The 22,524-nt window shown below is 64.2% G+C and carries 25 protein-coding genes and 3 pseudogenes; 17 read left to right on the top strand and 11 right to left on the bottom strand.

All coding sequences use genetic code 11. The annotated features are described in order from the left end of the window. Positions 1-16 precede the first annotated feature (16 nt). The gene (locus P1N55_RS02435) at positions 17-424 is read right to left on the bottom strand and encodes a (R)-mandelonitrile lyase (RefSeq protein WP_276277433.1); all 408 of its coding nucleotides are present in this window, start codon (positions 422-424) and stop codon (positions 17-19) included. A gap of 152 nt (positions 425-576) precedes the next feature. Continuing rightward, a pseudogene (locus P1N55_RS02430) lies at positions 577-858 on the bottom strand (SDR family oxidoreductase); the annotation flags it as partial. A gap of 2 nt (positions 859-860) precedes the next feature. Between P1N55_RS02430 and P1N55_RS19880 the strand changes: the two are divergent. The 7 genes from P1N55_RS19880 to P1N55_RS02400 all read left to right on the top strand — a co-directional run bounded on the left by P1N55_RS19880 (position 861) and on the right by P1N55_RS02400 (position 8,694). Next, on the top strand, positions 861-1,223 hold the full coding sequence (locus P1N55_RS19880) for a CPBP family intramembrane glutamic endopeptidase (protein ID WP_407067189.1): 363 nt from the start codon (positions 861-863) through the stop codon (positions 1,221-1,223). A gap of 397 nt (positions 1,224-1,620) precedes the next feature. Beyond that, the gene (locus P1N55_RS02425; RefSeq protein ID WP_276277432.1) at positions 1,621-2,193 is read left to right on the top strand and encodes a DUF998 domain-containing protein; all 573 of its coding nucleotides are present in this window, start codon (positions 1,621-1,623) and stop codon (positions 2,191-2,193) included. Between the two features lie 5 nt (positions 2,194-2,198). Further along, positions 2,199-4,175 (top strand): serine hydrolase domain-containing protein, encoded by a 1,977-nt coding sequence (locus P1N55_RS02420; RefSeq protein WP_276277431.1) that lies wholly within the window; start codon positions 2,199-2,201, stop codon positions 4,173-4,175. Between the two features lie 57 nt (positions 4,176-4,232). Then, a complete protein-coding gene (locus tag P1N55_RS02415; protein ID WP_276277430.1) occupies positions 4,233-4,898 on the top strand; it encodes a type II CAAX endopeptidase family protein in 666 nt (221 codons plus the stop codon). A gap of 274 nt (positions 4,899-5,172) precedes the next feature. Beyond that, positions 5,173-5,982, top strand: coding sequence for a CPBP family intramembrane glutamic endopeptidase (locus P1N55_RS02410; protein WP_276277429.1), 810 nt, complete (start codon positions 5,173-5,175; stop codon positions 5,980-5,982). 99 nt (positions 5,983-6,081) lie between these two features. Next, positions 6,082-6,381, top strand: coding sequence for a universal stress protein (locus tag P1N55_RS02405; protein ID WP_276277428.1), 300 nt, complete (start codon positions 6,082-6,084; stop codon positions 6,379-6,381). 132 nt (positions 6,382-6,513) lie between these two features. Continuing rightward, complete coding sequence (locus P1N55_RS02400; RefSeq protein WP_276277427.1) at positions 6,514-8,694, top strand: heavy metal translocating P-type ATPase; 2,181 nt, start codon at positions 6,514-6,516, stop codon at positions 8,692-8,694. Between the two features lie 65 nt (positions 8,695-8,759). On the opposite strand, the gene P1N55_RS20100 is transcribed toward P1N55_RS02400, so the two are convergent. Continuing rightward, positions 8,760-9,185, bottom strand: a complete 426-nt coding sequence (locus tag P1N55_RS20100; RefSeq protein ID WP_455429085.1) for a DUF7351 domain-containing protein — start codon at positions 9,183-9,185, stop codon at positions 8,760-8,762. 230 nt (positions 9,186-9,415) lie between these two features. Then, a pseudogene (locus tag P1N55_RS20095) lies at positions 9,416-9,583 on the bottom strand (DUF7347 domain-containing protein); the annotation flags it as partial. 134 nt (positions 9,584-9,717) lie between these two features. Here P1N55_RS20095 and P1N55_RS02385 point away from each other — a divergent pair. The 3 genes from P1N55_RS02385 to P1N55_RS02375 all read left to right on the top strand — a co-directional run bounded on the left by P1N55_RS02385 (position 9,718) and on the right by P1N55_RS02375 (position 12,531). Further along, complete coding sequence (locus P1N55_RS02385) at positions 9,718-10,212, top strand: hypothetical protein (protein WP_276277424.1); 495 nt, start codon at positions 9,718-9,720, stop codon at positions 10,210-10,212. Positions 10,213-10,373: 161 nt separating this feature from the next. Next, positions 10,374-11,231 (top strand): CPBP family intramembrane glutamic endopeptidase, encoded by an 858-nt coding sequence (locus tag P1N55_RS02380; RefSeq protein ID WP_276277423.1) that lies wholly within the window; start codon positions 10,374-10,376, stop codon positions 11,229-11,231. Between the two features lie 253 nt (positions 11,232-11,484). Next, positions 11,485-12,531 (top strand): CPBP family intramembrane glutamic endopeptidase, encoded by a 1,047-nt coding sequence (locus P1N55_RS02375; protein WP_276277422.1) that lies wholly within the window; start codon positions 11,485-11,487, stop codon positions 12,529-12,531. A 181-nt stretch (positions 12,532-12,712) separates the two neighbouring features. Here P1N55_RS02375 and P1N55_RS02370 read toward each other — a convergent pair whose 3' ends face one another. Next, on the bottom strand, positions 12,713-13,033 hold the full coding sequence (locus P1N55_RS02370) for a hypothetical protein (protein WP_276277421.1): 321 nt from the start codon (positions 13,031-13,033) through the stop codon (positions 12,713-12,715). A 494-nt stretch (positions 13,034-13,527) separates the two neighbouring features. Here P1N55_RS02370 and P1N55_RS02365 point away from each other — a divergent pair, with 494 nt between their 5' ends. The 3 genes and pseudogenes from P1N55_RS02365 (at position 13,528) to P1N55_RS02360 (ending at position 15,662) form a co-directional block, all read left to right on the top strand. Then, positions 13,528-14,523, top strand: a complete 996-nt coding sequence (locus P1N55_RS02365) for a PAS domain-containing response regulator (RefSeq protein WP_276277420.1) — start codon at positions 13,528-13,530, stop codon at positions 14,521-14,523. Further along, positions 14,484-14,630 (top strand): annotated as a pseudogene (locus P1N55_RS19875) (hypothetical protein); the annotation flags it as partial. The gene P1N55_RS02365 and the pseudogene P1N55_RS19875, both read left to right, overlap by 40 nt. After that, entirely contained in the window at positions 14,628-15,662 is a 1,035-nt protein-coding gene (locus tag P1N55_RS02360; protein ID WP_346430023.1) for a two-component system sensor histidine kinase NtrB, read from the top strand. The pseudogene P1N55_RS19875 and the gene P1N55_RS02360, both read left to right, overlap by 3 nt. 32 nt (positions 15,663-15,694) lie before the next feature. Here P1N55_RS02360 and P1N55_RS02355 read toward each other — a convergent pair whose 3' ends face one another. The 3 genes from P1N55_RS02355 to P1N55_RS02345 form a co-directional block, all read right to left on the bottom strand. Then, the gene (locus P1N55_RS02355) at positions 15,695-15,973 is read right to left on the bottom strand and encodes a hypothetical protein (RefSeq protein WP_276277419.1); all 279 of its coding nucleotides are present in this window, start codon (positions 15,971-15,973) and stop codon (positions 15,695-15,697) included. A gap of 184 nt (positions 15,974-16,157) precedes the next feature. After that, positions 16,158-16,880 (bottom strand): archaeal proteasome endopeptidase complex subunit beta, encoded by a 723-nt coding sequence (gene psmB, locus P1N55_RS02350; RefSeq protein WP_276277418.1) that lies wholly within the window; start codon positions 16,878-16,880, stop codon positions 16,158-16,160. Positions 16,881-16,956: 76 nt separating this feature from the next. Continuing rightward, positions 16,957-17,127 (bottom strand): hypothetical protein, encoded by a 171-nt coding sequence (locus P1N55_RS02345; protein WP_276277417.1) that lies wholly within the window; start codon positions 17,125-17,127, stop codon positions 16,957-16,959. Positions 17,128-17,402: 275 nt separating this feature from the next. Between P1N55_RS02345 and P1N55_RS02340 the strand changes: the two genes are divergently transcribed. From P1N55_RS02340 to P1N55_RS02330, 3 genes are all read left to right on the top strand, one after another. Further along, positions 17,403-17,771, top strand: a complete 369-nt coding sequence (locus P1N55_RS02340; RefSeq protein ID WP_276277416.1) for a DUF555 domain-containing protein — start codon at positions 17,403-17,405, stop codon at positions 17,769-17,771. A gap of 73 nt (positions 17,772-17,844) precedes the next feature. Then, on the top strand, positions 17,845-18,387 hold the full coding sequence (locus P1N55_RS02335; protein ID WP_276277415.1) for a CBS domain-containing protein: 543 nt from the start codon (positions 17,845-17,847) through the stop codon (positions 18,385-18,387). 122 nt (positions 18,388-18,509) lie between these two features. Next, positions 18,510-18,668, top strand: a complete 159-nt coding sequence (locus P1N55_RS02330; protein ID WP_276277414.1) for a hypothetical protein — start codon at positions 18,510-18,512, stop codon at positions 18,666-18,668. A 6-nt stretch (positions 18,669-18,674) separates the two neighbouring features. Here the strand turns inward: P1N55_RS02330 and purM are convergent, their stop codons facing one another. From purM to P1N55_RS02315, 3 genes are read right to left on the bottom strand one after another with little or no spacing between them, the layout of a single operon-like run. Then, the gene (gene purM / locus P1N55_RS02325) at positions 18,675-19,688 is read right to left on the bottom strand and encodes a phosphoribosylformylglycinamidine cyclo-ligase (RefSeq protein ID WP_276277413.1); all 1,014 of its coding nucleotides are present in this window, start codon (positions 19,686-19,688) and stop codon (positions 18,675-18,677) included. Positions 19,689-19,738: 50 nt separating this feature from the next. Further along, the gene (locus P1N55_RS02320) at positions 19,739-20,371 is read right to left on the bottom strand and encodes a zinc metalloprotease (RefSeq protein ID WP_276277412.1); all 633 of its coding nucleotides are present in this window, start codon (positions 20,369-20,371) and stop codon (positions 19,739-19,741) included. Then, positions 20,368-21,888: a TraB/GumN family protein gene (locus tag P1N55_RS02315; RefSeq protein ID WP_276277411.1), complete on the bottom strand. Its 1,521-nt coding sequence runs from the start codon at positions 21,886-21,888 to the stop codon at positions 20,368-20,370. The genes P1N55_RS02320 and P1N55_RS02315 overlap by 4 nt, the downstream gene beginning before the upstream one ends. A 334-nt stretch (positions 21,889-22,222) precedes the next feature. Between P1N55_RS02315 and P1N55_RS02310 the strand changes: the two genes are divergently transcribed. After that, a complete protein-coding gene (locus P1N55_RS02310; protein WP_276277410.1) occupies positions 22,223-22,498 on the top strand; it encodes a PadR family transcriptional regulator in 276 nt (91 codons plus the stop codon). The last annotated feature ends 26 nt before the right edge of the window (positions 22,499-22,524 follow it).

The raw sequence follows: 22,524 nt of genomic DNA, 5'->3' as shown, positions 1-22,524 counted from the left end.
TTTGTAGCTTCAGGGGTCAGGTATCCAACCCGGGATCGTACTCCTCGTCGGTGACGTGATCTAGCCAGTTGACGGCGGTCCCGTCTCGCTCTTCCTGGATAGCGATGTGGGCCATCGCGGTCTCCGGTGTCGCACCGTGCCAGTGTTTCTCTCCGGGTGGGAACCAGACCACGTCCCCCGCTCGAATCCGCTCTATTTCGCCGCCTTCGCGTTGCACGAGACCACAGCCACTCGTTACGATTAGCCGCTGACCGAGCGGATGGGTGTGCCAAGCGGTCCGAGCCCCCGGTTCGAACGTGACGCTCGCCGCTGCTGCCCGAGCCTCTCCTTGCGAGTCGAACAAGGGGTCGATTCGGGTGTTTCCTGTGAAGTACTCGTCGGGGCCGTCGATAGATGGTCTCGAACAACCGTCAGTGATGTCCATGCGTTGTATCTGCTCTGTAGTTGGTTGACTGACAAGTTAGGTCCGGTGCTATCAGGAAAGCGTATTTATGAGTGTATCTGTGCCAACCTCAAGGCTAGAAGGTGTTCCTTCGCCCGTCGAATCTCGATAAGACGGACTCATACGACCCGACGTTACGGCTGAACCTGGTCGAGAGGACGAATCAGCACTTCGTTGATGTCGACACGTGGGGGTTGAGTCACCACGAACGTGATCGTCCGAGCGATGTCCTCGGGTGCCAGCGCGTCCATCGACCCGACGTAGCCCTTGACGTTCGACTGCAGTTCCTCGTCGGGGATGTGTTCGAGCAGTTCCGTGTCGACTGCCCCCGGTTCGATGGTAGCGACGTGAATCCCATTCTCAGCGATGTCGAGTCGGAGCGAATCACCGAACATCTTCACGCCGGCTTTCGCTGCCAGTGCAACTGGTGATCGTCGTGACAGCCGTCGTCACAGAAGAGATTCTCTGGCGTGGCTATCCCATCGAACGCCTGACCGAGGTGACAGGCAACGTGTGGATCGGTGCTGTCGTCAGTGGAACCGTGTTCCTCGCCGTCCACTTCCCCGCCTGGGATCGTCGGGGCAATCCCGCAAGCAGTCTTCACGCTCGTCATCGTGGGTGTCTACGTCTGGTCACGCAACGTGGTGGCCTGTATGCTCACCCACGGCGTCATCAACGTCGTCATGATTCTTGTTTTGCCAGCGCTCCACTGACCAGTCGAGGACTACTCAAGAGGGCGACTGGCCCACGGCACGTGATCTTCCGGGATCCGGTGTTCTAGTTCCTTATCAACTACGTGCTGTGAGTCTTTCACCGACCGCTTGGATCGTCCGGACTGACTACACTGCAGCCTCGCCAGGCGCAGGTCGGCTCGGCATGTAGTTGCTGGACACGCTCTTCCTCGTCGAACGCAGACGCCCTGGAGTTCTCGACGACGAAACCGTGACGAGATTTGACTGACCGTTTTCCGCGTTCCTGAACGAGTCTGGATGAGGGATACGCCACATCGTTTTGGAATTGCCCGCTGTTCGTTCTCACCCAGTGGGAAGCGCCGTCTCGACTTATAGTATTATTTAACTAACACTAGTACGGTGAACAATACATGAGTCAAGTCGAATCCACGGCTGAACCGGTCATCTCGATTCGGGGGGTAGCGATCGCACCCGGAACACTGGCGGGTGTCTGCTTTCGCACTCGCGGCACAGTTTATCACCGTCATCATGCTCGCGGCGGCGATGGTCCCGGGCTACGATTTCCGCGCGGCTGCCATCAGTGATCTCGGCGTGTTCCCCGAGACGGCACTCCTGTTCAACGTCTCGCTGGTCGCGGTCGGCGTGCTGAATCTGGCGGGGGGTTACTTCTTCTACCGCGTCCACGGGAAGCGATGGCTGCTGACGATATTCGCGCTGGCCGGCGTCGGTGCGATCGGCGCCGGCCTCTTCCCGCTCGACACCGGTGGCCTCCACGGCCTCGCCGCACTGCTCGCGTTCGTGTTCTTCAACGTACAGGCCATCGGGAGCGGGACTCGCCTCAGTGGTATTATGCGGGCACTGGCCCTGCTTGCTGGCGGGCTGGGACTTGTCTTCGTCGTGTTGATGGCGCTCGGTGACGGTGGGAATACTGCCGCGTTCGGCCCCATCGGGCACGGCGGCACCGAACGGATGATCGTCTACCCCGTGATGCTCTGGTTGGTCGCCTTCGGCGGCTACCTGCTCGGGGAGAACGACCACGCGACTGTCTCTACTCGGTAGGTCGGATGTTCGACCGACGAATACAGCTCATCGGCACGGTCGTACTCGTCGTCACACTCCTGAGCACGCCGCTCGTCGCGACAGTCGCCCCGACTACCGCCGCGACCTCGACTCCGCAAACCCCCGCGTCCACGCCGGTCGATCAGGCCGACCCGACCGACCGGACGGAGACCGAGGCGTGGCTCGACGAGACGATGGCCCGCCAGCTGGAGGAATACAACGTCCCGGGCGCAGCCGTCGTCATCGTCAGCGACGGCGAGGTGGTTCTCGCGAAGGGCTACGGGGACGCTGACCTCGCATCGCAACGACCCGTCGATGCCGACAGGACGGTCTTCAGCGTTGGCTCGACCGGGAAACTCGTGACGTGGACGGCAGTGATGCAGGGCGTCGAAGACGATCGACTCGAACGCGACACCGACGTCAACGACTACCTGACCGACTCCGCAGTCACGGTCCCGGACACGTACGACGAACCAGTCACACTGGAACACCTCGGGACGCACTCGGCTGGGTTCGAGGACACCTTCGCGGGGATGGTCACGGACGACCCTGCGGAGATACGTCCGATGGAAACAATTCTCGCCGAGCACCGGCCTGCACGCGTCAGGCCGCCGGGCCAGTTCGTCGCATACTCGAACTACGGAACAGCCCTTGCTGGACACGTAGTCGCCGAGCAGTACGAGGCGAACTTCACCGAACTGGTCGACGACCGCATCTTCACGCCCCTCGCGATGGACGACACGACGTACGCCCAACCGCTTCCCGCCCGACTTGAGTCCCGGCGGGCCATCGGGTATACCTTCCAGAACGGCGAGTATCAGGCCCACGACCCGGTGATCTGGACACTGCCGCCAGAGGGCGGATCGCTCCGCACGACGGCGGCCGACATGGGGCAGTTCATGCTCGCCCACCTGAACGAGGGGCAATATGGCTCGGAACGCACTCTCGAGGCAGAGACGGTCCGTGAGATGCACAGCCGACAGTTCACGAAGTCCGAGGCAGTCCCGGAACTCAACGGAATGGCCTACGGCTTCATCGAGATGGACCGCAACGACGAGACGATCGTCGGCCACTGGGGCGATACGCCCCGGTTCAAGAGCCTGCTCGCGCTGTACCCCGAGCGCGATACCGGCATATTCGTCGTCTACAACAGTCCCGGTGGTGGCCCTGCCCGGTTCGAACTCCTCGACGCGTTCACCGATCGGTACTACCCGCGGTCGGATACGCCAGACGTGGAACCACCAGACGGAGCCGCCGAGCGAGCCCGAGAACTGTCGGGTGACTACCGCTCGCTGACCATCTCGGAATCCTCCTGGGAGCGCGTCCTCGGCGTGATGACCCGGACGTACACCGTCAGGGGGACTGACGAGGGCTATCTGACTACCAACCGACTCGGGGCAGGGACACAGACGTGGGTCGAACGTCGGCCCGGCGTATACGAGGAGGTCGGCGGGGGCGACATGCTGGTCTTCCAGTTCGACGAGGACGGCCGCGCGACCCATATGTTCCGACACTCCTTCGGGCCGGCCACGTACGAACGCGTCCCGTGGTACGAGGGCCTCACGGTGCTCCAGACCGTCCTCGGCGCAGGAGTCGTCGCCTTCATCTCGGTCTTGTTGCTCTGGGTCGGTGGCCCGGTGTGGCGACGGTGGCGAGGGGGCGACATCCCGAGCGACCGCGAGCGAGCGGCCCGCTGGCTCCTCGGCGTGGTGAGTTTGCTCTGGCTGGCAGTGCTGGTCATCTTCCTTTTGGCCTGGATCAACTTCGACGCCGAAGCCGCCTCGCCGTCGCTGGCACTCCAGGCTGGGAAGGCCCTCAGATGGGTCGCACTCGCTGGGACGGTCGGTGCCGTCGTTGCGACTGGGGTCGCGTGGCGTGACGGTCTCTGGACTCGCCTGGGCCGACTGCATTACTCAGTGGTGACGGCGCTCGCACTCCTGTTCGCCTGGCAACTCTCCCTGCTCGGGGTTCTGCCCCTGTAATGGCGATTCGAGACACATGATTCCAAAACCAACGACCGACCGCCGGCGTATCGAACCATGAGACAACAACTTCGCAGGCTCGTCGACGCACATCCAGTCGCGACGTTTTTCGCGCTCGCCTACGCCATCTCGTGGCTGGCGTGGCTCGGTCCGGTCCTCGGGCTGGCCGAGCCGATACGGACGCTCGGATTCATCCTTGGGGGGTACGGCCCAGCCCTTTCGGCCCTCGTCGTCGTATGGGCTGGGAGCGATTCAGTCCGGGCGTGGGCACGCCAGATCGTCGACTGGCGCGTCGCGCCGCGGTGGTACGTCGCCGCACTCACCATCCCACTCGTACTCGTCGCACTGACGAGCGTGGGTCTCGAACTCGTGGGCACGTCTGTCGATCCCGGACTCCTTCCCGGCCGGGCCTCGCTCGTCCTCGTTTCCTTCGTCAGCATCGCTCTCGTGGGTGGGGGCAACGAGGAACCGGGCTGGCGGGGGTTCGCACTCCCGAAACTCGAGGAGCGCTACTCACCGGTGTCTGCGACCCTTATTCTCGGCGTCGTCTGGGCACTCTGGCACCTCCCGCTGCTGGCGACCGGACCCACGACCTTCCACGGACTCGCGGAGTTCGTCGACCTCGCACCGTCGATCGGGGTCCGCATCCTCAACATCGTCGGGATCGCGTTCATCCTGACCTGGATCTACAATGAGACAGGGAGTGTACTGCTCGCGATCTAGCACACGCCGGGTTCAACACGGCCAACAGCACACTCGTCCCGCTCCCGCTCGACGTCATCAGCGCCGGCGATTCCACGACGGTCCTCGCCGTCACGACGGTCGCTGTCTGGGTGATCGTCGCTGTGCTGTTCGCCACAACCCGCGGCCAGTTCGGGTACGAGACCGAGGACAGTGCAGCAAGGACGTGGACTGCCGAACACAGTTCGGAGGGTCAATGACGGGGAAAGACGGTGGTGGCACAACGGCTTTCTCGACGCCGGGTGTCGACGAACCCATGTCCCCGACTGCGACTCGCTCGACGTTTGCCCGTCGGTTCGGTACGGCCTTGCTGCTTGGCCTGCCCGGGATAGTGGCGCTCGTCAGCTACATCTACCTCAGCACACCGCCGAGTGCCGTCCCGGCCGGCCTGTCGCTCCCGCTGCTCGCGGTCGTCTCCGCTGTCAACCCCACGCTCCTCCTCGTGGTCGCGTGCCTCCTCGGTGCGTACGCTGCGCCCCGGGCTGGACTCCAATCGTACGTCATCGACCGGAGAGAGGGTGGCGACGGTATCTGGCGTCACCTCCGGGACGACATCGGTCTCGCCGTCGCCGTCGGTCTCGGCGGCGGTGTCCTGATCGTCCTCCTCGACGCGGTGCTGATACAGTTCGTTTCTCAGGACCTTCCTCAGACAGCCATCGGGGCGACGAGACCGACCGTGCTGGACGTCCTCGCGTACGCTCCCGTCCGGTTCCTCTACGGCGGCATCACAGAGGAGCTCATGCTCCGCTTCGGACTCATGTCGCTCCTCGCGTTCGTCGGGTGGCGCGTCACCGGCCGCCGAACGGATGGTCCGCGACCTGCCGTCATGTGGACCGCGATCGTCGTCGCCGCCGTCCTGTTCGGTCTGGGGCACCTCCCCGCGCTCGCCCAGGCGGTCGATCTCACTCCCGCACTGGTCGCGCGAACAGTACTCCTGAACGCGGTCGCCGGCATCCTGTTCGGGTGGCTCTACTGGCGACGCAGCCTTGAGGCCGCGATGGTGTCTCACGCCTCCTTCCACGTCCCGATCCTCGCGCTCTCGGTGGTGCAGGTTGCGCTGCTCTGATGAGGGCCCACCCAGAGAACTGATTTCGAGGATGCCACGCTGCAATATGACGCTGCTCGGAGCGGTACGTTCATTTTTGGCTCTGTCGAATTCAGTCGTATGCCCGACAACGTGCTCGTCGCCTTCGACGGCTCTCAGCTCTCCGAGCGTGCGCTCGGATACGCGCTCGAGACCGTTCCGGATGCGAACTTCACCTCCATCTACGTCATCAACCCGGTGGATTCGGTCATCGACGTGGAGGCCGGAGGGCTCGCGGTCGCACACGAATGGTACGACAACGCCATCGATCAGATCGTACTCGGTAGCCACGGTCGGTCGGGACTCGACCGGGCGTTACTCGGGAGCGTCGCGGAGACGGTCACTCGCCGCGCACAGATTCCGGTGGCGGTCATCGCATGACTCCTTCTGGGCCGGGCTGTGAGACGGCGACAGTCGTCGCTCGCTCGGCTGACCGGACCCACAGGCCACCGGTCGGCGAGTCGATGCCGTCAACGCGACGCGACAGTCCCTCGAACCGGAGGCACGCAACCAATGGCCAGTACTGATTCCGACCCACTCTCGACGTGTACGATCCCCATCGAACGTCGAGGGGGACGTGGCGAAGCGGGAGCACGCTCGCTCGAACGACAGTTGGAGCAGGCGCCTGGCGTTCACGACGTCGAGGTCTCGTTCAGAACCGGAAGCGTTCGGGTCGCGTACGACGAGCGTGTCACTGACGAGGAGACGATCAGACGGGTGGTCCGCGACCGGAACGTCTCACTGCACGACGAGGGCGAGACGGAGTCGGACGAGGTCAGCACTCGCTCGGAACTCAGACGGGAGGCAGTGTTCGTCGCCCTGACACTGTTGGGAATGGTCACCGGTCTCGTGACGGGGTGGCTCGACGGGCCGACTCTGCTCGGGTGGGTTGGATACGGCGGCGCGTACGTCTTCGGCGGCTGGTACGGGCTCAAAGGCGCAATCGAGACACTCCGCCACCGCGCTGTTGACATCGACTTGCTGATGATCGTCGCCGCGGTGGGTGCCCTGTCGATCGGGGCGCCGTTCGAGGGCGCGATGCTCCTCTTTCTGTTCTCGCTGTCGAACACGCTCCAGCACTACGCGATCGGCCGTTCTCGCCGGGCGATCAAGTCCCTCGTCGAGATGCGGCCGGACGACGCGCAGGTGCTTCGCGACGGCGAAGAGGTCACCATTCCCATCGACGAGGTCGCAGTCGGTGACGTGTTCGTCGTCCGCCCGGGGGACAAGATCCCGCTCGACGGCGTCGTCACGTCCGGCGAGGGAACGGTCGATCAGTCCTCGCTCACCGGCGAGTCAGTCCCCGTGCCGAAGGAACCCGGCGACGAGGTGTTCGGCGGGACGATAAACGAGAGCGGGAGCCTCGAAATCGAGGTCACCCGGCAGGCCCACGAATCGGCGATCAGTCGCCTCATCCACATGGTCGAACGGGCCCAGAGCGAGAAGGCCCCGACACAGCGACTCATCGACCGACTCGAACAGCCCTACGTCCTCGGTGTCTTCGCACTCACGATCGCCGCAATCGGGATTCCACTCGCGCTCGGGAGCGAATTCACCAGCACGTTCTACCGGGCGATGACGCTCATGGTCGCCGCCTCGCCCTGTGCGGTCATCATCTCGACGCCCGCGGCGGTCCTCTCGGCGATCGCTTCCGGGGGCAGGCAGGGCGTGCTGTTCAAGGGTGGTGAGCACGTCGAGACAGCAGCGACAATCGACGCCGTCGCCTTCGACAAGACCGGGACGCTCACGCAGGGTGATACGCAGTTGACCGACGCGTTCGTCCGAGCGTCAGCGGGCGACGGTGCACTGACCGAGGACGAACTGCTCGCAACCGCGGCCGCGGTCCAGGCTCGCTCCGAACATCACCTCGCTCGTGCGACCGTCACGGCGGCAGAGGAACGCTCGCTGACGGTGCCCAGCGCACGGGGCTTCCAGTCTGTCGCCGGGAAAGGCGTCCGGGCGGAAGTCGAGGAGGTGACCATCCACATCGGGAACCGGAGTTACTTCCGGACCGTCCTGGAGGACACACGAATCGAGGGCCTCGAACCTGGATTAGAGCGGCTTCGATCGCTGGAAGCAGAGGGTAAGACGAGCGTCCTCGTCGCTCGGGAGGACGAGGGCGGTGTCACTGTACTGGGGTGGCTCGCGTTCACCGACACGGTCCGACCAGGTGCGGCCGAGATGATCGCCGACATCCGCTCGCTCGGCGTCGAACACATCGTGATGCTCACGGGTGACAACGAGCGCGTCGCACAGCGGATCGCCGACGAGGTCGGCATCGACGAGGTGCAGGCCGAGTTGCTCCCGGAGGAGAAGGTGACGACTGTCGAGGAGCTGGTCAACCGACACGAAAACGTGGCGATGGTCGGCGACGGCGTCAATGACGCCCCCGCCCTCGCAACAGCGAGCCTCGGTATCGCGATGGGTGGTGCAGGGACCGACGTCGCGCTCGAGACCGCCGACGTGGTGTTGATGGGTGACGACCTCAGCAAGATCCCCTACGTCCTTGGACTGGGACGCAGGACCCGACGGACGCTCGTCGTCAACCTCGCAATCGCGTTCGGCGCGATTGCACTCATGGTCGGGGCGATTCTCCTCCGGGGCATCCCGCTGCCGCTCGCCGTGGTCGGCCACGAGGGGTCGACGGTTCTCGTGTCGTTGAACGGCCTCCGACTGCTAGGGTTCCGAAAATAGGAACCACAGCGAGTGTGAATCGGGTCACGGGTCCTGTGGCGCGGGCAGGCTTCGGTGCGCTCGTCTCAACTCTCTCGCTCGAACGAGAGGAGAGTTCCGCGGCCGTCGACAGTCGAGACAGCGACGGCATCGCCGAGGCGGAGGTCGAATTCCACACGTGATTCGTCCCCGGAGACGACTCGCATCTCGCCGTAGGTCTCGCACAGTTCCCACGGGGGAGTTTCACGGAGTTCGATCCCGTGCTCTCGATAGAACGCTTCCACGCTGGGGTTGTGCATGACCGTCTGCGGCGGCAGCAACCGAAGCTCGGTACCACACTGGCTGCACGGGTAGTAGTACTGGATCGGGTATGGCTCCTCGTCGGTTCGGAGTCCGTGTCCGAGTGCGCCCCAGCAGAGTGGACAGAACCCTTCGCTATCTTCTCGATGTAGTGGTGAAAGAGCAGCCTCACACGGTCGAGGAACTGGTCGGCCGAAAGGGACTCGATCCAGCTCGGAGGGATATAGATTTCGAGGAGGAGATGGTCGTCACAGCCGATCTCGAGGTATCTCTCCTGATACGTAGCGGTCAGGGGAGCAGGACAGAGTGGACACGCTCGTCCGAGTGGGACCGCCTCGTATTCGTGCTCCGGCGCGTACGTCGTCGCCTGCAACAGACTGAAGAACTGGATGCCGCCGTGGGTGAGGCGATAGCACTCGTCCTCTTTCGTCACGAGCTGGTCGAGCAGGCGCTTCCGGTGGTCGGTGAAGTTCCCCGAATCGTCCGTGGTCGTCGCTCCGAACAACTCACTGAAGGACATTCCGGGCGCACTCGGTTCCTCGAATTGCTGATTCGCGAGTGCACAGAGTACCTCGAACCGGGTCTCGTTCGAGAGGAGATTCGCGCCGATTCGATTCCGGACTGGGACATCTGTGTGTGGCTTTCGTGACTCACGGTTACATCTACTGACCCGTATAGTGTAAGATATCTAACTGAAATCAGGTGCAGGGATGACTTACGTTCACGCTCTGTGTCAGTTTATCTATGAGCCCCGAACGGTCCGAGTGGTATCTGGGGAGCGTGATTCGCGAACGGCGTCTCACGTCGTTTTTCGTGCTGGCGTACGCGCTGGCGTGGGGTGTGGAGCTGGTTCCCGACCTGACTGGGATGACACAGCCCTCCTGGACGAGCTGGTTCTTCGCGGGCTTCCTGGGCGCGCTCGCACCGTCGGTCGCCGCGGCAATCGTCGTCTGGGCCAGCGGCGAGAACGTCCGCGAGTGGTTCCGCAGCGTCGCGAAGGTGCGGGTCCATCCGAAGTGGTACGGCGCGGCCATCGTCGTCCCGTTTCTCATCGTCTACGCAGCCGGTATCGTCTCGTGGTGGGTCGACCGCGAGCACCTGTTCCGAGACATCGCGTGGGGTGTCGCCGGGTTCATTCTCGCACTCCTTGTGACCGCTGGGATTGCCCTCGGGTTCCAGTCGCTGCTGGAATACTCGAAACTAGTCGGTGGGGCGCATTATCGTGGCTGGCAGTATTAGCCGGTGGGAATACCGGATGATGGGGTGAGCGGAGGCGACGTCCGTGGACGGTCTATCCCGGGACCGTCGGCGCAGTTACATCGGTTCTACTGACGGAGCTCGATTCTCGCCACGGGAGAACTCTGGAAATGTTCAAATATATGTGAATATAGTCTAACGCTATGGCCCTCCGCATCCGCAGACACGTCAGTAACCACCCAGTGGCGACGTTCTTCGTCGTCGCGTACCTGCTCTCGTGGACGGCGTGGACGCCGCTGGTTTTCGGCGACTGGTGGGCGACGTGGTCTCCGTTGATACTCGCAAACGACCTCCAGACGATGCTGTTCATCATGGTCGGCGGGTTCGGTCCGCTCGTGGCCGCAGCGCTAGTTACGTGGGTCATCGGCGACAGCATCCGTGAGTGGGCAGCGCAACTCCTCCGATGGAACGTTCCCGTCAGGTACTGGGTGTTCGCACTGTCGTTCCCGGCTATCGCCGTCATCACGGCGAGTGCCATCCACATGTTCGTGTTCGATGGTCAGTTCAGCCCCGAGTCGACCAGCGTCCTCCTGCTGTATCCGGTGCTGTTCCTCCAGGTCTTCCTCGTCGGTGGTGGCAACGAGGAGCTCGGCTGGCGTGGCTTCGCGTTGCCGCGACTACAGCGATCGTATTCGGCACTCGCCGCGAGCCTGATCATCGGCGTCGGCTGGTTCGCGTGGCACCTGCCACTGTTTCTGGTCGCGGGGTCGACACAGGCCGGTGACCCGGTGTACTACTACGCCCTCGCGGTGATAGCGCTCTCGGTCGTGTTCACCTGGCTCTACAACGAGACTGGCGGCAGTGTTTTGCTGACGATGGTGTTGCACGCGTCCGTAAACACTGGCGGCATCTTCTACCTCGTCGGCGGTGGGACCGCGCTCCAGACCGATCTGCCAAATGGGCTCTATGCGGTCGTGTTCCTGTTAGCCGCGCTGGTCCTCGTCGTCGTTTATGGCAGCGAGCGACTCGCTGACGTGGACGCCGTCGAGGCAACCGTATAGAGCCCTGTATCTCGTACGCCGCTCTGACAGCCTTCGAGGAGCCTTTCACGACTGTGTTTCAGATAGAGCGCGAATCGGTCACTCGGCCCTACCGCAACCGTCGAAGAATTGGATGAGTCCAATTTACGGAGACGCCCCACAGTACCGGAGACGACCGGAGGAATGGCGTGAATCGGTGTACGTGGAGAGAGGCAGCGTCTGTGATAAATGTGGCCACATCTACAGTTATGCGGTCGCGGTGCGTACTGCTTTCATGATCTTCAGCAGGTACATCTGGAACGCTTCGGAGGGGCGCGCTCGTGCGCCCGTTCGCGTGGCTGTCGGATTCGTCGTGATCGCCCTCTTTGCCGTCGTTGGGACTCTCGTCGCCGAACTCGCGATGAGTGTTTTCTGGCCGTCGAGTTCGTTCGCATACTATCTCGTCGGGACGACTCTCGGTCTCGGAGTTGGTGCCGTCGCCGGCGTCGGCATCGTCGCCCGCTACCTTGACAGGCGTCCACTGACCGATTACGGGTTCCGTGGCGGTCGTACCTGGTGGCGTGATCTGGTCGTCGGTCTCGGCCTGGCGACCGCCGTCCAAACTGCCGTACTCGGCGTCGAACTGGCGAGCGGGTGGGCCGTCATCACGGAGACACTCGTCGCGGGACCCGGAGGCTTCGTGCTGGCGATGGTCGCCTCGCTCGCGCTGTTCGCGGTTGTCGCCCTCTACGAAGAGCTGGTCGTCCGTGGATTCGTATTAAAGAACGTCGCAGAGGGCCTCGCGGGATACGGTGCAACAGTGGCAGTCGCTATCGCCGTCGCCGTTTCGAGCCTTCTGTTCGGTGTTGTCCACGTAACGAACGCGGGGGCGTCGTTCGTCGCAGTCATCGGCATCGCCGTCATTGCGATTACCCTCGCGGTGAGCTACGTGGTAACCGGACGGCTCGGTCTCGCTATCGGATTCCACGCTGGCTGGAACCTGGTGATGGGTGTGGTATTCGGTCACCCCGTCAGCGGCATAGAGGCGCCCGCGCGCATTCTCGTAGTCGACACGACCGGGCCGGCGACGTGGACTGGCGGGGCTTTCGGTCCCGAGGCCGGACTGTTGGGCGTCCTCGCGGCACTTGCCGGCCTCGTGGGGGTCCTCGTCTACGCCAGGCTCAGTGAGGGCCGAATCGGCGTCCACGTTGATCTGCTCGTCCCGAGGCTCCGCGGAGACGGAGCCACCCTCAATACGGTCGACGTCACCACCGAAAGCAAGGATTCCACCGGAGCGAACTCGGATGTCAGCTCCGGCGCGAGCACAGAGTCGAGTAAGTAATGCACGACTCACGACTGGCTCGTTTCCAGTGGTCCTCGTTGCCCCCGGTACGAGAGACATCCTCTGTATCTCGTACGCTGCTTCTGACAGCGTTCGGTGAGGTTTCTGCAGCCGTGGTGCAGACTGGGCGGATCGTCAGCACGTTCAGTAACACGACGACAGTCTTCTATCCGATCAACGGTCACAGATTTACCTGCGCCGATGAAATCAGGGAGATACTGAAGCAGTCCGGAACGGATGAAAGACAGTCGACGAGGACCAAGTGATCGACTATCCCCGCACGCACCCCACCGATGTCGACCTGGACGAAGTCATCGCGCAGTAGCGAGGTGACCTCGTCGAAGATGGTCTCGATCAACTGTCCGACGACTCGACGGAAGAACAGACTGGTGACCGCACTCCACTCGACGACGAGATGGACGACAGCCGACGGGAACTGGTGTTGCGGGTCGCCAAGGCAGACCGGGACGAACACCGTGACATCTACGACGCCCTCGAACACGAGTCGGTTCCCACGTAGCTCGGCGTTTCACCGACCGATTCTTCGACCGTCATTTTCCCCGAGCCTACTCGTAGAGACTCACTCGGAAGTGTCCCGGGCGTCCATTTCGGAATCGCGCTAGTCCCTTCCCTGGAACCGTGTACATTGTCACAGACTAACATAAAGACTATATCCCGATACGTCAGTTTCGTACACTGTATGCTTGGGTGTCGGACCCGGGAGCGTCTCACGTCGGGGTGTCTGCGAGCACCCGGGCCACACCTCGCCCGTTTGCGATGCCCGATCTGCCCCATCTTGCCGTCCTCCACGAAACACATGATGATACTACGCTGTCCCCAGGCCTTCGCCACCGATTTCGCGAGGTGCTCCTGTGGCTCGCTGTCCACGCCATTTGTGGTCGACTGGCCGCTGCCGCGTGAGACTGGCGGCCCAGTCACGGCATCGATCGACGACGCAAGGCTGGCGACCGCTCCAGAAAGCGGGGTGGTCGACGGATGACCTCACCTGCAAGCGAGCACGCTGCCGACGGCGGCCCGGTCGCCATCCTGCACGTGGACGACGACCCGGACCTCCTGGCGCTCACCAAGACCTATCTCGAAACACAGAACGACCAGTTCGAGGTGACCACGGCTACCGGCGTCGACGAGGGGCTGGCGACGCTCGCCGACCGCCAGTTCGACTGCATCGTCTCCGACTACGAAATCCCGGGTCGAAACGGCATCGAGTTTCTCGAGGCCGTCAGGGCCGAGTTCCCGGACCTACCCTTTATCCTCTATACCGGGAAAGGGTCCGAGGAGATCGCCAGCGAGGCCATCTCGAAGGGGGTCACCGACTACCTGCAAAAGGACACGGGCACGGGACAGTACACAGTGCTCGCCAACCGCATCACGAACACCGTCGAGCAGTACCGGGCCGCGACCGCGCTCGAGGCGAGCCGGGACCGACTCTCGCTGCTGGTCGAGCAGTCGCCGATGGGCGTTCTGGAGTACAACGAGGCCTTCGAGATCGTCCGACTGAACGAGACCGGCGAGGATATCCTCGGGTACTCTGAATCGGAACTCGTCGGCGAGACGTGGGAGGTGCTCGTCACCGAGGAGAGTTACGAGGACGTCGACCGGGTCACCGACGAGCTCATCGAGGCGCGGGGCGGGTTCCGAAGCGTCGACGAGAACGTCCGCAAGGACGGCGAGCGAATCGTCTGCGAGTGGCACAATCGCCTCATCACCGACGACGACGGCGACGTCGTGACCATCATCTCCTTGTTCCAGGACATCACCGACCGGAAAGAGCGCCAGCGCGACCTCGAGCGGTACAAGGCGTATCTCGATGGGTCGACGGACATCATCACCGTCCTCGACGAGGACGGACGGATACAGTACCAGAGCCCGTCGGTCACACGGATTCTCGGCTACGAGTCGGCGAGGAGGGGTTCGACTACGGCCACCCGGACGACAGGGCCTCGGCGTACGAGACATTCACGCAGCTCCTGACGAGCGACGAGCGCCGGACCAAAGACGAACTCCGGTTCCGGACGGCGACCGACGAGTGGCGCTGGCTCGACCTTCGGGCCACCGATTACCGGGACCACCCGGGCATCGAGGGCGTCGTCGTCAACAGCTGCGACATCACCGAGCGAAAAGGGCGCGAACAGGCGCTCGAGGAGACGAAGGGACGACTCGAATCGCTGTTCGACGAGTCGCCGGACATGATCAACCTCCACGACGCGGACGGGAATATCATCGACCCGAACCCGCGACTGTGCGAAGAGACCGGCTACGACAAGTCGACGCTAACCGGCATGGCGGTCTGGGACATCGACGAGCGCGCCGACCCGGAGACCGCCAGGGCCCACTGGCAGTCGATGGACCAAGACGACGAACTCACGGTCGAGGGACGATACCGCCGAAAAGACGGGAGTACGTTCCCCGTCGAGGTCCACACCCGGCGCCACGACATGGACGACGAGGCGCGGTTCATCGTCGTCAGCCGGGACATCTCCGAGCGGAAAGCGCGCGAGGAGCAACTCGAGCAGTTCGCGTCCGTCGTCAGTCACGACCTCCGAAACCCACTCCACGTGGCGGGGGCCAACCTCGAACTCGCCCGCGAGGACTGTGAGAGTGACCATCTCGACCGTGTCGAGGACGCACACGAGCGCATGTCGACGCTCATCGACGACCTCCTGCAGCTCGCTCGGGACGGCAATCAGGTGAACGACGCCGAAGCGATCGACCTCGCGACCCTGGTGACGGAGTGCTGGCAGACCGTCGAGACGGAGGCGGCGACGCTGCGGGCGGACAGCGATTGTACCGTCCACGCCGACCGGTCCAGGCTCAAACAGCTCTTCGAGAACCTGCTGCGAAACGCCGTCGAACACGGCGGGGAGTCGGTGACAGTCACCGTCGGGACGCTGGCGGACGGCTTCTACGTCCAGGACGACGGTCCAGGGGTTCCGGCCGAAATCGGGGACGCGGTCTTCGAGCCAGGGTGGTCGAATCTCGCGGAGGGGACGGGATTTGGCCTCAGCATCGCTCGCAAGGTCGCCGATGCTCACGGCTGGTCACTCGACTACGCCGCCACAGAGACGGGCGGCGCCCGGTTCGAGATTACCGGCGTCGAGGTCACCCGCTGACGGCGGGACGCGACAGCGGATTCGATGGGGGCCTACAGCGAGGTCAGTTGCTTTACCGACTCGCTGACGCGGTGCAGGCCGGCTTTCCACGCGACGAGACTGGACTGCACCGGTGCCGTGTACCGTGCCCACGCGTCGTCGTCGCCGCGTGCTGGCCGCCTGTCCACGACGTCGTAACACGCGGGACAGCGACGCTGGGTGTGTCCTCGGAGGGTGTACTCCACCCAGTCGGTGTCGGCGTCGCCGCGGTACTCGCAGTTGGGACAGAACAACGTCGATTTCATTTTTCGGGGCGGTTCCGTGGAGGTCATACGTAATCCTTCGACTAGCAGTATAAGTGCCTTCTGTAACGAGGAATTTCTGGACGAATATGCATGTACGTCGGTGAAATCGTGCGGGACTCCCGGCGACGTCGTCCCGGATGCGACGAACGTTCCGGGCCGAGCCGGACCAGCGGACCGAGAACAACGTGTCCCGGGAAACGAACAAGCCGGATTACAGGAGTTCGTCGAAGTCGTACCCCTGGATGTCGACGCCCTCGCTGGTGACGTCGGCCAGGTAGATGCCGTTGCCGGACCCGGTGTCGCGCTCGGCGGCGGCCTTGATGGACGCCGCGGCAACCTCGCGTGCCTCCTCGTTGCTCATGTCGTCCTCGTAGCGGTCCTCGAGGGTCCCGTACGCGACAGTCAGCCCGGACCCGGTGACGGTGTAGTCGTCTTTCATCACACCGCCGGCCGGGTCGATGGAGTAGACGTGGTGACCGTCCTCGTCGACGCCACCCAGAATCGGGTTGATAGCGAAGAAGGGGCCGCCGCGGGCGAAGTTACCCGCGAGCGTCGAGAGGGCCTGCATCGACATGTCCTCGCCCCGGCGGGCCTCGTAGAGGTTGACCTCGGCTCGGAGGGTGCGGATGAACGACTGGGCGCCGCCGACGCTCCCGACGAGCGTGAGGGCCCCGGTCGGGTGGATCTGTTCGACCTTCTGGACGTTCTTGTTGGAGACGAACCGCCCACCGAGGGAGGCGCGCATGTCCGTCGCGATGACGACGCCGTCGGCCGTCGTGATGCCGATGGTGGTCGTCCCCGTCTTGTTCACCTTCTCTGTGTCCTGTGGGGATTTCTCGGGCAGCGACCCGACCTCGGGTGCGTACGGGTCGCTCTGGAACTCGTCCGCACTCGGCGGTCGGGAGAAATCGGGGCCGGGAGTTGTCTCTCGCATTACCAACCGGTATCAGTCGGGCGGTGATAAAACCTCTTCTTGTGGTGAGCCTGACCGCCACCAGGCGGCTCTCACCTCACGCGCTCGCCTGCTCGTAGGCCTCGTTGAGCCCCGTCACGAGTCGTTCGACGGGCAGTCTGACACCGAGTCGCTGGGTGACCATCGCCACCGGGAACAGCACGATACCCAGCACCAGGCTCAGTTGGTACAGCGCGAGCAACGTCGTCTTGTACAGTTGGGATTCCATCGTCCCTCGGTCGTCCAGAGGAAAACGCCGGTATAAATAAGTTATCACCACCGCTCAGTCATGTTTGAACGTTCGTGACAGATAATCCGGCCGCAGTCTGGCGATTAAACTCCACTTGTAGAGAGTCCAAGTCACTGAGTCGTTCACCCCGTTCGCGGTGTAACTGGACCATGAGGGAGCACCGGAGTCTGGATAAGTTATGGGAATATTCGCGATGACGTGCGCACCGCGAGCGAATCAAAACTAACGAATAGGCGGGCGTCGTTGCATCGGGTATGAACTATCTCGTAGCGATGGAAGCAGCCTGGTTGGTCCGTGACGTCGAAGACATCGACGACGCCATCGGTGTCGCCGTGAGCGAGGCGGGGAAACGGCTCAACGAGGCGGAGATGGACTACGTCGAGGTCGAGGTCGGCGCGACAGGCTGTCCCGCCTGTGGCGAACCGTTCGACTCGGCCTTTATCGCCGCCGACACGGCGCTGGTCGGGCTCGTCCTCGAGATGGACGTCTTCAACGCCGAGTCGACCGAACACGCACAGCGCATCGCCAAGAGCGAGATCGGCGGCGCTCTCCGCGACGTCCCCCTGAAGGTCATCGAAGTGTTCGAAACCCAGGAGGACGACGAGGCCGAGGCCGAGGCCTGACCGGCGCGCATCACCGTCGCTGGCCCTGGCGTGTAGCCGATGGCTTTTTGTATAACCATTAGTAATACGGCGTATGGAGCTGCCGACGCCCGAGGACCTCCGGGAGCGCCGGAACGAGCTCGGACTGACCCAGAGCGAACTGGCCGAACAGGCCGACGTCTCCCAGCCGCTCATCGCGCGCATCGAGGGCGGGGACGTCGACCCGCGCCTCTCGACGCTCCGCCGCATCGTCAACGCACTCGAGGAGGCCGAGGGCGGCATCGTCAGGGCGTCGGACCTGATGAACTCTCCTGTTGTCTCGGTCGCCCCGGACGACTCGGTCCACGAGACGAAGGCGCTGATGGACGAGCGGGGGTACTCGCAGGTCCCCGTCATCCGCGACGGTTCGCCACAGGGACTCATCGGGAACTCGGACATCCGCCAGCGCCCGGAGGAGAACGTCGGCGACCTCCCCGTCGCAGAAGTGATGCACGAGTCGATCGCGACGGTCGAGCCCGATGCGACCATCGACGAGGTCGACGCCTACCTCAACCACAACGCGGCCGTGATGGTCGTCGAGGACGGGCGGACCGTCGGCGTCATCACCGAAGCCGACATCGCCCGGACGGTCAGCTGACGGCGCCGGGCCCGCGCCGTCTGCGACCGTTATGTACCCGCTTCCGTCGCTCAGCCACTGCCTTCGCGCTCGAACTATCGGGTGGGTATTTCGGTCGGTCGCGAGACGATTGGGCTAGAGCCATGTCACGAACCGTGTCCGTCGACGAGCGTCTGGAATCAGCCCTGGAGCAGGCAGAGCACGACCGTGTCCGCTATCATCTCAGAGAAGCGCTCCAGTTGCGCGTCGCCGAATCAGTGCGCGAGAGCGACGCCGAACTCGAGCCTGTCGAACCAGCCTGAGTGGGCTCAGCCGGACAGTTCGAGGCCGCGAATCGAGACCACCTCGTCGCCCTCGGCCACGGAGCCGACGATTCGCGCGTCCTCGGACGCGTCGACGACCGACTGGGCGTCTTCGGGCGGCAGCGCGGCCACGAACCCGGTCCCCATGTTGAACGTCCGGTGCATCTCCTCGTCGCTGACGTCGCCCTCGGTCTGGACGAACTCGAAGACCGGCTGTGCGTCGAACGGGTCGTCGACGTCGTAGCGGAATTCGCCCATCCGCGTGAGGTTCGTCCAGCCACCGCCCGTGACGTGGGCCGCCGCGTGGGTCTCGTGATCCCGGAGGGCCGGGAGGACGTCGCTATAGATGCGCGTCGGCGTCAGCAGTTCCTCGCCGATGGTCACCTCGGGGTTCGGCGGGAACGGGTCGCCGTACTCGTGGTTCCGGGTCACCGCCTCGCGGGCCAGCGTCAGCCCGTTCGAGTGGATGCCCGAGGACGGCCATCCGACGATGGCGTCGCCGGCCTCGGCCTCGCCCGGGAAGACGCCGTCCTTGGGCGCCAGGCCCGCGCACGTGCCGGCGATGTCCAGTCCCTTGATGACGTCGGGCATCACGGCCGTCTCGCCGCCGACGAGCGCGACGCCGGCCCGCTCGGCACCCTCGCGGAGCCCTGCGCCGATTGCCTCGCTCGTGGCCTCGTCGGGCGCCTCGACCGCGAGGTAGTCGACGAACGCCACCGGTTCGACCCCCGCCGCGACGAGGTCGTTCGCGTTCATCGCCATGCAGTCGATGCCGATGGTCGAGTAGTCGTCGACGGCCTCGGCGACGAGCAGTTTCGTGCCCACGCCGTCCGTCGCGAGCGCGAGGTACTGGTCGCCGATGTCGACCAAGCCCGCGTAGTCGCCCTCGAACTCGCCGGCAGCGCCGATGAGCGCCTTCGTCGCCGCCTCGCTGGCGTCGATGTCGACGCCCGTCTCGGCGTAGGTGAGTCCCTCGTCCTCTGCGCCCTCGTCCTCCGGGTCCCCGTGCTCGTCGGTCATATCCGAGTGGGCACGTGGCGCGGGCAAAGCGCATCGTTCCCGGGGCTGGCCTACAGGACCGCGAAGCCAGCGACGCCGAAGAGGACGACGGCGAGGACGGTGCCGACGAAGGCCGCCTTGCTCCAGGACCACACCTTCCGACCGTCGAGCGGGCCGAACGGGATCATGTTGAACCCGGCCAGGAGGAGGTTTATCTGGACGCCCATCCGGGTGAGGTCGAGGAGGAACCCCCGCAGGCCCGCCAGTTGCGTCGCGAGCACAGAGACGATGAACAGCAATGCCAGCCCGAGGTTCGTCACCGGGCCGGCCAGCGCGATGAGGCCGCCCTCGCGTTCCGTGATGCGGCCGCGGTGGACCACGGCGCCGGGCGCCGCAAAGAGGAAGCCAGCGAGGCCGCCGACGATGGCGAAACCCAGCATCCGGTAGTCGGCCTTGAACGCGGCGAGCTGGCCAAAGCGAACGGCGACGACCTTGTGGGCGAGCTCGTGGAGCAAGAATCCGACGCCGACGGTCAGGAGACTGACCACGAGTGTCGAGACGACGCCGCTGACGGTGAGGCCGCCGATCTGGCCCAGGAGCGCCATCCGGATGTCCCGCTCGAGGAAGAGCGTGAACGCGACGCCCAGGGCGGCCCAGGCCACGAGCAGGTCCTTGAGCTCCTCGTCGCTGAAGGTGATGTTCATACGACCAGGCCCCAGATGAGGTCGGCGCTGTTCTGTGCGCCCTCGATCATCTTCGAGACGACCCAGCCGACGTCGCGGTCCTGCGAGGCGAGATACGGCAGCGCCACGACCGGGAACAGGAAGCTCGCGATCATGCTCCCGATGTTCGTCATGGCGACGATGAGGATGAGTCTGAACAGGGGTACGGCGCGCATGCGCTGGACCAGGTCCAGTACCGGCGACTCCTCGTCGGCCAGGATCTCGTTGAGCTTCCCGATGTCGCCGACGTTGACCGAGAGGTAGCGCAGTTCGACGTAGCCGGCGAACCAGCCCGGGGCCAGCAGCGGGTTGACGCTGGTCATCCAGGCGACGCCGCCGCCGACCAGGGAACTGCTCCAGTGGGCACCGGCCAGGCGCGCCAGGCCCGCGGCGACGATGCCGTTGATGAGGAACCAGGCGGCGAATATCTGGAGCAGGAAGGTGTCGCGCACGCCGGCCATCGCCAGGAGGGCGAAGAACGCGACGAACCCGACGGTGATGCCCCAGCCGACGAGCTTGTACAGCGAAAACCGGCTACCTGTCTCCTTCCCGACAAGCGACTCCATCGGCGGGAGCGACTGGGGGTTCTCGAGATACCGCTCGATGCCTTCCCGGTGGCCCGCGCCGACGACGGCGACGACGTCGTAGCCCGACTCCCGCAGGCCGACGAGGCGATGGGCGATGAACGCGTCGCGTTCGTCGATGAGCGCCTCGGCGCCGCCCGGCGAGAAGCGGCGGAACTCCTCCATCATCGCCGAGACGACGTCCGTGTCGGTCAGCTGTTCGATGTCGAACTCGTCGATGTCGTCCCCGCCGCGCTGGCGGGCGAGCAGCGCAGCGATGGCCGTCCCGACCAGGAGCGTCACCGCCACGCCGACCAGCAGCGCATCCAGGATACCGACGATCGACCCGCCGACGGCGCCCGCGACGGCCGGCGGGAGGATGAACGGGCCACCGAGCGCCGAGGCCACGACGAACCCCGAGATGCCGAGGACGGCGCCGATGCTGAGGCCGACGGTGAGCGGCGGACCGAGCTCGGCCAGGAGACTCCCCACGAGTCTGAGCTTCTCTCTGGCCGTCAGTCGAGCCCAGAACCGTTGAACGGTCGTCTGGATGTCGCGGTCGACGAGTGCGACGCCCAGCCCCAGCTCCTCGGCCGTGTCGATGGCCGCCTGCATGTCGGCGCCCGGTTCGATGTCGAACTGTTCGCCCAGGCGGGTCTGGATGTACGAGAGCATCCAGTACGCGAGGAACTGAAAGACGGTGTTCCCCTTGAGCAGGTCGCTGGCGTCGAGGTCGTCGGGCGTCTCGCCTTGCATCTGCCGGTACCGACCCTCGTCGAGTTCCACGGCGACGATGTCGGGACGCGAGGTGGCTATCGCCTCTTTCACCTCCGCGACGCTGTGCTCCGAGACGTGGGCGGTTCCGACGACCTGGACGGACCCCTTTCCCGATGGCTCCGGGAGGTCGTCCGGCGCCGACTCCGCGTATTCGGTCATCACCCGCCTTACACAGTCATCTCCTTTACCGTTGTCGGGTACGGGCGAGGGCACGGGGACGAGCACCCGAGGGACCCGATGCCGTCCCCGATAGTGCGATGGTCCGCTAGTTCAGGATCTATCCCTGACACTTATCGCCCCGACATCGCTCCCCGTAATGTTTATTCGTCTAGATGTGGGGCCGTGGCGCGGGACCGGAGCCCGGCCAGTGGTGCGTCGGGAGCGGCACAATTCGTCTCCCGTCGGTTCACTACGAACGTACCACCGAGGTAGCTACTCACTCCGAGATTAACAAGAGTGATATATGTAGGGTACGTTGAACAACCTACCGTTTATGCACGACCTAACTGGTTTCCAACGTGACCTGTTGTACGTAATCGCCGGGCTGGACGAACCCCACGGCCTCGCCATCAAAGAGGAGCTCGAGGAGTACTACGAGGGAGGCGTCAACCACGGGCGGCTCTACCCGAACCTCGACACACTGGTCGAGAAGGGGCTCGTAGAGAAGGGCCAGCTCGACAGGCGGACGAACTTCTATACGTTGACCCAGCGAGGGCTGCGGGAACTCGACGCCCGGCAGGACTGGGAAGCACAGTACGTCTCGGCGTAACGCCCGACGTGTGTGCCGGATACGAC

Source organism: Haloarcula regularis (assembly GCF_029338315.1).
GTDB classification, from domain to species: Archaea; Halobacteriota; Halobacteria; order Halobacteriales; family Haloarculaceae; genus Haloarcula; species Haloarcula regularis.
The sequence above is the reverse complement of the archived record's forward strand: the minus strand, read 5'-3'. Positions and strand labels throughout refer to the sequence as shown.

Bases quoted from the DNA above. Each gene is read 5' to 3' on its own strand.
- P1N55_RS02375 (WP_276277422.1), top strand. From the start codon at position 11,485: ATGATCTTCAGCAGGTACATCTGGAACGCTTCGGAGGGGCGCGCTCGT.
- P1N55_RS02385 (WP_276277424.1), top strand. From the start codon at position 9,718: ATGAGCCCCGAACGGTCCGAGTGGTATCTGGGGAGCGTGATTCGCGAA.
- psmB (WP_276277418.1), bottom strand. From the start codon at position 16,880: ATGCGAGAGACAACTCCCGGCCCCGATTTCTCCCGACCGCCGAGTGCG.
- P1N55_RS02340 (WP_276277416.1), top strand. From the start codon at position 17,403: ATGAACTATCTCGTAGCGATGGAAGCAGCCTGGTTGGTCCGTGACGTC.
- P1N55_RS02320 (WP_276277412.1), bottom strand. From the start codon at position 20,371: ATGAACATCACCTTCAGCGACGAGGAGCTCAAGGACCTGCTCGTGGCC.
- P1N55_RS02355 (WP_276277419.1), bottom strand. From the start codon at position 15,973: ATGACCTCCACGGAACCGCCCCGAAAAATGAAATCGACGTTGTTCTGT.
- P1N55_RS02310 (WP_276277410.1), top strand. From the start codon at position 22,223: ATGCACGACCTAACTGGTTTCCAACGTGACCTGTTGTACGTAATCGCC.
- P1N55_RS02420 (WP_276277431.1), top strand. From the start codon at position 2,199: ATGTTCGACCGACGAATACAGCTCATCGGCACGGTCGTACTCGTCGTC.
- P1N55_RS02415 (WP_276277430.1), top strand. From the start codon at position 4,233: ATGAGACAACAACTTCGCAGGCTCGTCGACGCACATCCAGTCGCGACG.
- P1N55_RS02365 (WP_276277420.1), top strand. From the start codon at position 13,528: ATGACCTCACCTGCAAGCGAGCACGCTGCCGACGGCGGCCCGGTCGCC.
- purM (WP_276277413.1), bottom strand. From the start codon at position 19,688: ATGACCGACGAGCACGGGGACCCGGAGGACGAGGGCGCAGAGGACGAG.
- P1N55_RS02380 (WP_276277423.1), top strand. From the start codon at position 10,374: ATGGCCCTCCGCATCCGCAGACACGTCAGTAACCACCCAGTGGCGACG.
- P1N55_RS02330 (WP_276277414.1), top strand. From the start codon at position 18,510: ATGTCACGAACCGTGTCCGTCGACGAGCGTCTGGAATCAGCCCTGGAG.
- P1N55_RS02435 (WP_276277433.1), bottom strand. From the start codon at position 424: ATGGACATCACTGACGGTTGTTCGAGACCATCTATCGACGGCCCCGAC.
- P1N55_RS02315 (WP_276277411.1), bottom strand. From the start codon at position 21,888: ATGACCGAATACGCGGAGTCGGCGCCGGACGACCTCCCGGAGCCATCG.
- P1N55_RS02405 (WP_276277428.1), top strand. From the start codon at position 6,082: ATGCCCGACAACGTGCTCGTCGCCTTCGACGGCTCTCAGCTCTCCGAG.
- P1N55_RS02345 (WP_276277417.1), bottom strand. From the start codon at position 17,127: ATGGAATCCCAACTGTACAAGACGACGTTGCTCGCGCTGTACCAACTG.
- P1N55_RS02410 (WP_276277429.1), top strand. From the start codon at position 5,173: ATGTCCCCGACTGCGACTCGCTCGACGTTTGCCCGTCGGTTCGGTACG.
- P1N55_RS02400 (WP_276277427.1), top strand. From the start codon at position 6,514: ATGGCCAGTACTGATTCCGACCCACTCTCGACGTGTACGATCCCCATC.
- P1N55_RS02335 (WP_276277415.1), top strand. From the start codon at position 17,845: ATGGAGCTGCCGACGCCCGAGGACCTCCGGGAGCGCCGGAACGAGCTC.